Below are 11030 nucleotides of genomic sequence, written 5' to 3' on the forward strand. Positions count from 1 at the left end.
TACCCCGGGAGGGATCCACCCCGTGAGCATCCGCAGTATCCGCACCCTGCTGGCCGACGATCCGGCCGTCGGCGCCGGAAACGTCCTCACCAGCCGCCTCGCGCTCGGCCTCGGCCTCGACGAGCCGCTGCTGACCTTCGACACCCCGGTGGACGACCACGCCGCCTGGCAGCCGTTCACCCTCGCCGAGCTGGACCGCGCCGTGCGCGCCCGGGCCGCCGCCCTGCACGCGCTCGGCATCGGCCGCCGCGACCCGGTGGTGGTCTACGCGAGCGACGCCGCCGACCACGTGCTCGCCTTCCTCGCGCTGGCCCGGCTCGGCGCCGTTCCCGCGCTGCTCAACCCCAACCTGGACGGCGAGCGGGCCGCCCGCTACATCGCCAAGCTCGGCCCGGTCGGCGTCCTCGCCGACGCGCCGCACCTGGCCGCGCTGGCGGGCCACGAGACCGGCGCCCCCGCGCTGCCGGAGATCGCCACCCTCGGCGCCGGCGACCCCGAGGCCGCCCCCGCCCCCTACCGGCACTGGTCCGGCGACCCGGTCGCGATCACCCACTCCTCCGGCACCACGGGCATGCCCAAGGCCGTGGTGCACTCGCACGCGAGCCTGTACGCGGCGATCCGCCACCGCGCCCGGCTGCCCCGCCCGCAGGGCCAGGAGCGGATGCTCAGCGCGCTGCCCGCCCCGCACGCGGCCACCCTGATCGCGGTCAACCTCGCGCTCTCCTCGCACTCCGAGCTCGCGGTGCTCTCCAGCCAGTCCGGCGCCGGCGTCCTGGACGCGATCGAGCAGTGGCGCCCCAGCGGCGTCATCGGCTTCGCCGCCACCTGGGCCGACCTCGCCCACCACGACCTGGCCGCCCGGGAGCTGGACTCGGTCGCGCTCTGGTGGAACACCGGCGACTGCGCCCACGAGGTGCACATCCGCCGGCTGGTCGCCGCCGGCAGCCGCGAGTCGGTGACCCGCGAGGGCCGGGTCCGGGTGCCCGGCTCGCTGTTCGTGGACGGCCTCGGCTCCACCGAGATGGGCCACTCCCACTTCTTCATCACCCACGGCCCGGGCACCGAACGCTACGGCCGCTGCGTCGGGCGCCCGCACACCTTCGTCGACTGCGAGCTGGTCGGCCCGGACGGCGAACCGCTCGGCCCCGGCGAGGTCGGCGAACTCGCCACCAACTCGCCGACGCTGGCGCTCGGTTACTGGAACGACTCGACCACCACCTACCGCACCCGGCTGCGCGGGCGCTTCCTCACCGGCGACCTCATGTACCGGGACGAGGAGGGCTACTACTACCACGTCGACCGGGCCGTCGACTCCGTCGAACTCGGCGACGGCAAGCGGCTGTTCACCGCGATGTCGGAGGAGCGGGTGCTGGCCGCCTGCCCCGACGTGCTGGACTGCACGGTGGTCGCGGTGCGCGACGGCGAGCGGGTGGTCACCGACGTCCTGCTGGTCCTGGCCGCCGACGCCGACCCGGCCGCCGACCGGAGCAAGGCCGTCGTCGCCGCCCTGGACGAGGCCGCCGCGGCCACCGTCCGCCAGGTCGTCGTGGTGGCCGGGGAGGACATCCCGCTCGGCCCCACCGGCAAGGTGCGCAAGGTCCTGCTGCGTCAGCGCTACCTGGACACGGTCGCCGGGGTGGGCGCATGAACGCCTCCCGCCGCCCGGGCGCCGTGGTCACCGGCATCGGCCTGGTCACCCCGCTCGGCCGCAAGCCCGACGAGGTCTTCGACGCCCTCGCCGCCGGCCGCTCCGGCATCCGCGCGCTGCCCGAGGGCCACGCCGCCCACGGCTGGCTGACCGCGGCCGGCATCGCCCCGGCGGTGGACGGCCGCGAGGTGCTGCCGCCCACCGAGACGCGCTGCGTCGACCGCTTCGTCCTGCTCGCCCTGGCCGCCGCCGACGACGCGCTCGCCGACGCCGGCCTGGTGGTCGGCCGGGACGCCGACCCGCACCGCACCGCCGTGGTGCTGGCCACCGGGGGCGGCGGCCTGGAGACCTTCGAGCAGCAGTCCCACCGGCGCGTCGAGCGCGGCCGGCCCGGCGTCAGCCCGTACCTGCTGCCCGGCATGCTCTCCAACATGGCCACCGCCCGGATCGCCATCAAGCACGGGATCCGCGGCTTCAGCACCGCCATCGTGACGGCCTGCGCGGCCGGCGCCCAGGCCGTCGCCGAGGGGCTGCGGCTGATCCGCTCCGGCGACGCGGACGTGGTGGTGTGCGGCGGCACCGAGTCCTCGCTGCACCCGACCATTGCCGCCGCGTTCACCAACGCCCGTGCGCTGTCCTCCGGCTGGGACGACCCGGCGGAGGCGAGCCGGCCCTTCGACAGCCGGCGCAACGGCTTCGTGCTGGGCGAGGGCAGCACCGTCCTGGTGCTGGAGAGCCCCGAGCACGCCGCCGCCCGCGGCGCCGCCGGGTACGCCGACCTCACCGGCTGGGGCGCCTCCACCGACGCCCACCACCCGACCATGCCGCGGCCCGACGGCGCGGGCGCCGCCGACGCGATGCGCGCCGCGATCGCCAACGCGGGCCTCGCCCCGGCCGACATCGGCTACGTCAACGCCCACGGCACCGGCACCAAGCTCGGCGACGTCGCCGAGAGCGCCGCGCTCCGGGCGGTCTTCGGCGAGCACCGGCCCGCGGTCAGCTCGACCAAGGGCGCGACCGGCCATCTGCTGGGCGCCGCAGGCGCGTTGGAGGCTGCGGTCACGGCACTCGCGGTGGCCCGGGGGACGCTGCCACCGACCGTCAACCTGGTCGAGCCCGACCCGGCCTGCGACCTGGACCACGTCCGGGGCGCGGCCCGAACCGTCCCGCTCACCGCCGCCCTGAGCAACGCCTTCGCCTTCGGCGGGCACAACCTCAGCCTGGTCTTCGAGCCCGCCTCCACCCCGTCCGCCCGCTGACGCCACCCGGCGCCGCCGCGCGCACACCCGTGCCAGGCCACTCGTCAACTCGCCATCCCCCGGGGAGATCCCGTTGTCCATCCAGTCCATCGCCCACGTCGAGTACCACTGCGCCGACGCCGACGCCACCGCGGCGGAGCTCTGCGCCGACTACGGCTTCACCGCCGCCGCGCCCGAGCCGGACCAGCTCGCCGCGGCCGAGTCCGCGAACGCGCGCACCGTCCTGCTGCACCAGGGCACCATCCGTTTCCTGCTGCGCTCGGCCGCCGACCCCGCGCACCCGGTGGCCCGCTACGCCGCCCGGCACGGCGAGGGCGTCGCGGTCCTCGCCCTGTCCTGCCCCGACCCGCAGGCCGCCCTGGACCGCGCCGAGCGGCACGGCGCCCGGGTCCTGGACCGGGCCGGCGGGCTGGTGGCCGGGTTCGGCGACACCGCCCTGCGGTTCGTCCCCGAGGCACCGGCCGCGCCCGAGGCCGCCGAGGACGGCGCCCCGCGACTGCTGGACGCCCTCGACCACGCCGCGATCTGCCTGCCGGCCGGCGAGCTGGCCGACGCGGTGAAGTTCTGCGAGGCCGCGCTCGGCATGCACCGCATCTTCGGCGAGTACATCGAGGTCGGCGAACAGGCGATGGACTCCAGCGTGGTGCAGAGCGCCTCCGGCGAGGTCACCTTCACCCTCATCGAGCCCGACACCACCCGCCGCCCGGGCCAGATCGACACCTTCCTCGCCGACCACGAGGGCGCCGGCGTCCAGCACCTGGCCTTCCGCACCGACGACATCGCCACCGCCGTGCGCACCATCCGCGAGCGCGGGGTGGCGTTCCTGACCACCCCCGGCACCTACTACGACGCGCTCGCCGAGCGGCTCGGCGGCACCGCCATCCCGGTGGAGACGCTGCGCGAGCTGGACGTGCTGGTCGACCAGGACCACGGCGGGCAGCTGTTCCAGATCTTCGCCCGCTCCACCCACCCCCGCCGGACGTACTTCGTGGAGCTGATCGAGCGCCAGGGCGCCGGCACCTTCGGCACCGCCAACATCAAGGCCCTGTACGAGGCCGTCGAGCGGCAGCGCGCCGCCGCGGCCGTCTGAGCCGCCGCGGCCGTCCGGGCCGCCCGCGCCCCACGCCCACCCGAGCCCTCACCACCACAGGAGGCCCGACCCCCATGACCACCGCACCCCTCGCACCCGAGTTCCACCTCACCGAGGCCGAACGCGCCCTGCTGCCCACCCCCGAGGAGGTGGCCGGCTACCTGGAGCACGGCTGGTACCTCTCCCGCAAGCTGTTCAGCGACGAGGAGCTGGACACCCTGCAGGCCGCCACCGAGCAGTACTACGCCGGCCACCGCGACCGCACCCTGCCGGCCCGCCCGCCCCGGCTGGCCTCCTGGGAGCCCGCGCACGGCCCGGTCCAGCGCCACAACGACTACGTGCACTACGAGAGCGAGGCGATCGGCGCGATCCTGCGCAAGCCGCTGCTCGGCGCCGTCGCCGCGCTGCTCGCCGAGGCCGAGGAGGTCCGGATCTTCCAGGCCACCCTCATCTACAAGCCCCCGGTGCCGGGCGAGCCCAGCAACCAGGTGCCGTGGCACTTCGACAAGCACTACTGGCAGACCTCCACCTCGGAGCGGATGCTCACCGCCTTCCTGCCGTTCCACGACTGCGGCGAGGAGAACGGCACCATCACCATGGTGGACGGCAGCCACCGCTGGAAGGAGCTGCCCTCCGAGGAGGACTCCACCCGGCACTTCGCCGACCGCGACAACACCGAGCTGGACGCGATCCTGGACGCCAACGCCGCGTACAACGGGACCGAGGTCCGCAAGGTCCCGATGATCATCCCGCGCGGCCACGTCAGCTTCCACCACTGCCGCACCTACCACGGCAGCGGCCCCAACCTGGCGTCCTACCCGCGCCGGGCCGTCTCGCTGCACCTCCAGGACGGCGCCAACGCCTACCGGCGCGCCACCCGGCCGGACGGCGAGACGGTCGTCTACAACCACGACGTGCTGGTGCGCCGCACCGCCGACGGCCGCCCCGACTACGCCGACCCGGAGTTCTGCCCGACCACCTGGCGGGACGCCCGGTGACGTCCACGGCACCCGCCGACGCGCCGGCTGCCGCACCCGCCGCCGACGCGCCCGTCGTCGCCGCACTCGACACGCCCGAGCGGCGCTACCGGATGCTGCGGCTGATCCGCTCCTTCGAGGAGCGGGCACTGGACCTGGTGAAGTCCGGGGTGATCACCGGCGGCATCCACCCGTACATCGGGCAGGAGGCCGTCGCGGTCGGCGTCTGCGCCGCGCTGGGGGCGGCCGACCGGCTCGCCTCCACCCACCGCGGGCACGGCCACGTGCTCGCCCGCGGCCTGGAACCGGCCCGGCTGCTCGCGGAACTGGCCGGGCGCACCGGCGGCGCCAACCGCGGCCGGGGCGGCTCGATGCACGCCGCCGACCTGCGGCTGGGCATCCTCGGCGCCAACGGCATCGTCGGCGCCGGCGCGCCGATCGCGGTCGGCGCCGCCTGGGCCGACCGGCAGGCCGGCTCGGACGCGGTGGCGGTCGCCTTCTTCGGCGACGGCGCGCTCAACCAGGGCGTGCTGCTGGAGTCGCTCAACCTGGCCGCGATGTGGCGGCTGCCGGTGCTCTTCGTCTGCGAGAACAACGGCTACGCCACCACCCTGCCGGCCGGCACCGCGGTCGCGGGCAGCGCGACCGGGCGGGCGGCCGCCTTCGGCATCCCGGCCGCCGAGGTCGACGGCATGGACACCGAGGCGGTCCGGGCCGCCGCCGAGCAGGCCGTCGCCCGGGCCAGGTCCGGCGGCGGTCCCGGCTTCCTGGAGTGCCGCACCTACCGGTTCGAGGGCCACCACACCATGGAACGGCGGATGAAGCTGCACTACCGCACCCCCGAGGAGGTGGCCGCCTGGCGCGAGCGCGACCCGCTCCCCCGGGCCGCCGCCGCGATCGGCGCCGACCGCGCCGCCGCCCTCGACGCCGAGGTCGCCGCCGAACTCGCGGCGGCCGAGGAGTTCGCGCTCGCCTCGCCGCACCCGGACCCGGCCGGCGCCGCCGACCACCTGTACGCCTCCGGGCTGCGGCCCCGGGCGGGGGTGGTGGCATGAGACTGTCCTACACCAAGGCGCTCAACCGGGCGCTGGCCGACGAGCTGGACGGCGACCCCGCGGTCTGCGTGTTCGGCGAGGACATCGGCGCCGGGATGGCCGGGCCCACCCTGGGGCTGCTGGACCGGTTCGGGCCGGAGCGGATCGTGGACACCCCGCTCTCCGAGCAGGCGTTCACCGCGATGGCGCTCGGCGCGGCCCTGGCCGGGCGACGGCCGGTGCTGGAGTTCCAGATCCCCTCGCTGCTGTTCCTGGTCTTCGAGCAACTCGTCAACCAGGCCCACAAGTTCTCCCTGATGTCCGGCGGCCAGGCGGGCGTCCCGCTCACCTGCCTGGTGCCCGGCTCGGGCTCCCGGGACGGCTGGGCGGGCCAGCACTCCGACCACCCCTACAGCCTCTTCGCGCACGCCGGGATGAAGACCGTGGTGCCGGCCACGCCGACCGACGCCTACGGGCTGCTGCGCTCGGCGATCCGGGACCCGGACCCGGTGGTGGTCTTCGCCCCGGCCGCCGCGCTGCCGGTCCGCGAGACCGTCACCTGGGACCTCGTGCCGGTGCCGCTCGGCAGCGCCCGGGTGCACCGCAGCGGCACGGACGTCACCCTGGTCGCCGTCGGCCACCTGGTGCACGACGCGCTGGCGGTGGCCGAGGAACTCGCCGGGGAGATCTCGGTCGAGGTGTTCGACCCGCGCACGCTCCACCCGTTCGACTGGGACGCGCTGGGCGCCTCGCTGGAGCGCACCGGACGGCTGGTGGTGATCGACGACTCCAACCGCAGCTGCGGGATCGGCGCGGAGGTGCTCGCCACGGCCGCCGAGGAGTTCCGGCTCACCGCCCCGCCGCGCCGGGTCACCCGGCCGGACGGCACGGTGCTGCCGTTCGCCCCGGCGCTCGACCGGGCCCTGCAGCCAGACCGGGAGCAGTTGCGGCACGCGCTGCGCGCCGTCATGAAGTGACGTCCGGTCGACGACGGAACCGGGGGCGGCCGACTGCGGCCGTCCCCGGTTCCGCGTCGGCGGGTGCCGGTTCCGCGTCGGCGGGTGCCGGTTCGGCGTCGGCGGGTGCCGGTTCGGCGTCGGCGGGTGCCGCTCAGAGCACCTTGGGCACGGCCGCCAGCAGGGCCGGCAGGTCGTCCGACGGCTCCCGGAAGCGGTGCAGCGCGGCCCGTCCCTCCGTCCCGCGCAGCCGCGCGGCCAGCCGGGCCGGGAGCACCGCCGTGGTGAGCAGCCCGGTGCCGCCGAAGCCCTCGACGGCCCAGCAGACCCACGGCAGCGGGTAGTTGGCGGCGGGGCTGAAGAAGACCGGCCGCTGTCCCTGGAAGGTCACGTCGTAGAGGCCGAAGCGGCTCCAGTTGGAGAAGCTGAGCCGGCGGCGCGGCGGGTCGAAGCCGATCGGCACGCAGGTGCCCAGCCCCGGGCGGCCGAGCTCGGCCAGGAAGCGCAGATTGGCACGCAGGTTGAGGTGGTCCTCGGCGTACCCGAGCACGGCGGTGCGCAGCGCTCCGGCGAGGGCGCCCGGGCCGTCCTCGGGCGTGTACGGCAGGTGGATGTCGCCGAGCAGATTGCCGACCATGGCGTCCGGCAGGCCGAGCGGGCGGCGGGCGTTGACCGGGACGGTGAGCCAACGGGTCTCCCGGTCGCCGTCCAACTCCCGCAGGGTGTGCGCGACATGGGCGCAGACGGCGTCGCCGGAGGAGACCCAGCGGCCGGCCGCCGCGGCGAACTCCTCGCGCATCCGGGCGATCTCGGCGTCCCCGAAGTACAGCTGGACGGTCCGGTTGGCGCGCGGACCGGCCGCCACCTCACGGTCCAGCACGGCGCGCTCGTCCGGTCCGGGCACCCGGAAGCCGGGCCGGCCGCAGTCCTCGGCGGGCAGCACGCGGTCGAGCAACGCGTCCTGGTCCTCGACGAGTTCGGCCTCCGGCAGCTCCTCCCCCTCGACCGCCGCCGACCAGGTGCGCAGCAGCAGCGCGAAGCTGTGCAGGTCCCCGATCGCGTGATGCCAGGAGCAGCCGAGCACGGTGCCGCCGTCGCCGGTGCGGGTCACCCGGACGGCGAGCAGCGGTCCGCCTCCGGTGCGGGCGGCCGGGGCGTCCAGCGGGTCGACGTGCTGCGCGCCGGGCGCGGTGACCCGCCCCATGGACTCGGCGAGCGTGCCGTCGACGCGGTAACTCACCATCGGGACACCGGAGTCGTCGCAGACCGCCTCCAGTACGCCGTCGACGGTGCGCAGCCGGCCGGCGAAGACCGGGACGCGCTCCAGCGCCCGGGCCAGGCCCGCGGCGAGGCGGTCCTCGTCCAGCGCGCGGTCGAAGAAGAGCACGACCGAGACGGCGAGGTCGGCGAGCATGGTGTCGGCCAGGCCGCAGCGCAGCACCGTCCCGGGGGCGTTGCCCGCCCTGACCGTTCGGGTGTCACGCAACTGCGGCCAGACGCTCATCATCCACCCCGGGGCGCTCGTCGAGTGAGTCGTGCGGAATGCCCCGGACGACCGTGCAGATCTCCCCGAACGATAGGGCAGTCTGCCTTCGGCGATCCAGTGGTCCAGTCCAATTCTGTGGTATCGGACCGGACGGACGGTACGGAACGGCGCCCACACGCCCCGGGAGCGGCACCCGGACCGGAACCCGAGCCGTGGGAGAGCGCCCCGGCGCGCGCGAGGAGGAGGCCGCCATGCCGCTGCCGGTGCTGCTCTCCGTGGTGCAGATCGTGTTCAGCGGCGCCATGCTGAAGCTGCACGGGGTACCCGGTCCGGAGCAGTCCGCCTGGCCGGTGCCCTCCCGCCGGGGCCTGGCCGCGACGGCCCGCACCGTCGACCTGCACACCGTGCTGCCGAACGACCTCACCGACGACCCGATGTTCCGGCAGGAGCGGGCCGGGTGGCTGCTCGCACCGGCCGTGCCGGCCGCGCGGTCGGTGGCGCCGGCCGTCCTCGTCCTGGCCCTGCTGCGCCGGCAGGAGCCGTCGATCATGCGGAAGTGAGAAGTGAGCCGGCCGATGGAGGAGCCCGCGTTCCGCCCCACCCACGTCGCCCCGCCGGACGGCCTGGCCAGCTGGTCCGCCCCCGACCCGGCGCAGCCCACCGCGCCGCTGGACGCGCTGCTGCCGCTCCAGCTGATCGGCCGGGCCGGGGACTGGGCACAGGTGCTCTGCTCCAACGGCTGGACGACCTGGGTGGACGGCCGGCTGCTGATCTCGCTGCCCGGGGTGCCGCCCACCGCGTCCGCCCCGCCGGCCCGCACCGCCGACCCGCGCCCCGCGCTCGCCGAGACGGAGGGCGTGCTGGCCCGCTACCGCTCGCTGCTGGAGGACCTCGCGGCCGGCGGCGCCGACCTGGAGATGTTCCGGGAACGGGCGCACGGCCTGCGGGTCGGGCTGGTCGTCGACGGCGAGCGGCTCTGGGTGTTCGATCCGGTGCACGACCGCTGGTGCTACTGCGACGGCCTGCAACTGCAGACCTACGCCGTCGGCAACCGTCCGAGCCCGCCGGCCGGCCGGATCCCGGGCGCCGAGGAGCCCACCCGGGTGGCGGAGCCGTGATCCCGCCGCCCGACAGCTCCGACGACGCGGTGCACCCGGCCGGCCCGGACGACGCCGTCGAGCCGCGCAGCCTGCCCGCCGGGCTGGTCGGACGGCGGGTCGCCGGCTACCGCATGGAGTCGGAGATCGGTCACGGCGGCATGGCCGTCGTCTACCGGGCCAAGGACCTGCGGCTCGGCCGCACCGTCGCCGTCAAGCTGCTCGCCCCCGAGCTCTCCCGCAACGAGGTGTTCCGCCGGCGCTTCATCCACGAGTCGCAGGCCGCCGCCGCGATCGACCACCCGCACATCATCCCGGTCTTCGAGGCCGGCGAGTCCGACGGCATCCTGTTCATCGCGATGCGTTACGTCGAGGGCGGCGACCTGCGCGCGCTGATCACCCGCAGCGGCGCCCTCCCGGTCGGCCGGGCCGCCGGGCTCGCCCTGCAGATCGCCTCCGCGCTGGACGCCGCGCACGACCACGAACTGGTCCACCGGGACGTCAAGCCCGGCAACGTGCTGGTCGCCGCCGGCACCGACAGCGACCACCCCGAACACCTCTACCTCGCCGACTTCGGCCTGACCAAGAAGTCCCTCTCGCTCAGCGGCCTGACCGGCGTCGGCCAGATCGTCGGCACCCTCGACTACGCCGCACCCGAGCAGATCTCCGGCCGCCCGCTGGACGGTCGCTGCGACCAGTACGGCCTCGGCTGCGTGGTCTTCGAGATGCTCACCGGCGCGCCCCCGTTCCGCCGGGAGAGCGACCTCGCCGTGCTCTGGGCCCACGTCAACGACCCGCCGCCCACCCTGCGCGAGCACCGGCCCGACCTGCCGCCCGCCGTCGACGCGGTGGTCTCCCGCGCCCTCGCCAAGGCGCCCGAGGACCGCTTCGCGAGCTGCCTGCTGTTCGTCGCCGAGCTGCGCGCCGCCGCCACCGCCCCACCCGGTACCGCTCCCCCGGCCGGCGGCCCGTGGGCCCCGGGCGGCCCGCCCACCGCGGTGGTGCCCGTCCCCGGCACGCCCCCGCCCGGCGGCCCCGTCCCCGTCCCCGACCCGCCCGACTGGGCCCTGCCCGCCGTCCGCCCGCCCGCGCGCAGGAGCTTCGGATGAACGCCGTGAGCCAGGTGTTCGCGCTGATCGCCGCCGCGGTCCACCTGGTGGTGTGGCCGCTGGAGAGCTTCCTCTACGGCCACCCGCGGGTCCGCCGGCTGCTCACCGCCTCCACCGCCGACGCGCCGCAGGTCCGCCTCTGGCGGGTCAACGTCGGCTTCTACAACCTCTTCCTGGCCCTGGGAGTGGTGGCCGGCCTGGTCGCCCTGCACGTCGACGAACCGGTCGTCGGCCGCACCCTGATCAGCTACCTCAGCGCCTTCATGGTCGCCGCCGGCGCCACCCTGTTCGCCTCCGAGCCCCGTCTCTGGCCCGGCGCCCTCGCCCAGGCCCTGCCCCCGGCCGTCGTCCTCCTGTCCGACGCCGTGAGCTGA

General features: G+C 75.7%; 11 protein-coding genes. 10 read left to right on the top strand and 1 reads right to left on the bottom strand.

The features are described 5' to 3' along the window. Positions 1-22: 22 nt before the first annotated feature. The 6 genes from ACFVVL_RS28535 to ACFVVL_RS28560 all read left to right on the top strand — a co-directional run bounded on the left by ACFVVL_RS28535 (position 23) and on the right by ACFVVL_RS28560 (position 6985). On the top strand, positions 23-1648 hold the full coding sequence (locus ACFVVL_RS28535) for a class I adenylate-forming enzyme family protein (protein ID WP_387680215.1): 1626 nt from the start codon (positions 23-25) through the stop codon (positions 1646-1648). Further along, a complete protein-coding gene (locus ACFVVL_RS28540; protein WP_387680218.1) occupies positions 1645-2907 on the top strand; it encodes a beta-ketoacyl-[acyl-carrier-protein] synthase family protein in 1263 nt (420 codons plus the stop codon). Before ACFVVL_RS28535 ends, ACFVVL_RS28540 begins: the two co-directional genes overlap by 4 nt. Before the next feature lie 73 nt (positions 2908-2980). Beyond that, positions 2981-3997, top strand: a complete 1017-nt coding sequence (gene hppD, locus ACFVVL_RS28545; protein WP_387680220.1) for a 4-hydroxyphenylpyruvate dioxygenase — start codon at positions 2981-2983, stop codon at positions 3995-3997. A 74-nt stretch (positions 3998-4071) separates the two neighbouring features. After that, positions 4072-4995, top strand: a complete 924-nt coding sequence (locus ACFVVL_RS28550; protein WP_380290894.1) for a phytanoyl-CoA dioxygenase family protein — start codon at positions 4072-4074, stop codon at positions 4993-4995. Next, a complete protein-coding gene (locus tag ACFVVL_RS28555; RefSeq protein WP_380290896.1) occupies positions 4992-6029 on the top strand; it encodes a thiamine pyrophosphate-dependent dehydrogenase E1 component subunit alpha in 1038 nt (345 codons plus the stop codon). Before ACFVVL_RS28550 ends, ACFVVL_RS28555 begins: the two co-directional genes overlap by 4 nt. Next, positions 6026-6985, top strand: coding sequence for an alpha-ketoacid dehydrogenase subunit beta (locus ACFVVL_RS28560; RefSeq protein WP_380290898.1), 960 nt, complete (start codon positions 6026-6028; stop codon positions 6983-6985). Before ACFVVL_RS28555 ends, ACFVVL_RS28560 begins: the two co-directional genes overlap by 4 nt. Positions 6986-7118: 133 nt before the next feature. Here the strand turns inward: ACFVVL_RS28560 and ACFVVL_RS28565 are convergent, their stop codons facing one another. After that, positions 7119-8450: an acyltransferase gene (locus ACFVVL_RS28565; RefSeq protein ID WP_380290900.1), complete on the bottom strand. Its 1332-nt coding sequence runs from the start codon at positions 8448-8450 to the stop codon at positions 7119-7121. A gap of 212 nt (positions 8451-8662) precedes the next feature. Here ACFVVL_RS28565 and ACFVVL_RS28570 point away from each other — a divergent pair, with 212 nt between their 5' ends. The 4 genes from ACFVVL_RS28570 to ACFVVL_RS28585 all read left to right on the top strand — a co-directional run bounded on the left by ACFVVL_RS28570 (position 8663) and on the right by ACFVVL_RS28585 (position 11030). Further along, complete coding sequence (locus tag ACFVVL_RS28570) at positions 8663-9010, top strand: hypothetical protein (protein ID WP_387680225.1); 348 nt, start codon at positions 8663-8665, stop codon at positions 9008-9010. A gap of 15 nt (positions 9011-9025) precedes the next feature. Further along, a complete protein-coding gene (locus tag ACFVVL_RS28575; protein ID WP_380290904.1) occupies positions 9026-9568 on the top strand; it encodes a hypothetical protein in 543 nt (180 codons plus the stop codon). A gap of 113 nt (positions 9569-9681) precedes the next feature. Beyond that, positions 9682-10656, top strand: coding sequence for a serine/threonine-protein kinase (locus tag ACFVVL_RS28580; RefSeq protein ID WP_380290955.1), 975 nt, complete (start codon positions 9682-9684; stop codon positions 10654-10656). Beyond that, the gene (locus tag ACFVVL_RS28585) at positions 10653-11030 is read left to right on the top strand and encodes a DUF1304 domain-containing protein (protein WP_387680228.1); all 378 of its coding nucleotides are present in this window, start codon (positions 10653-10655) and stop codon (positions 11028-11030) included. The genes ACFVVL_RS28580 and ACFVVL_RS28585 overlap by 4 nt, the downstream gene beginning before the upstream one ends.

Source organism: Kitasatospora sp. NPDC058115 (assembly GCF_042884635.1).
Lineage (GTDB): Bacteria > Actinomycetota > Actinomycetes > Streptomycetales > Streptomycetaceae > Kitasatospora.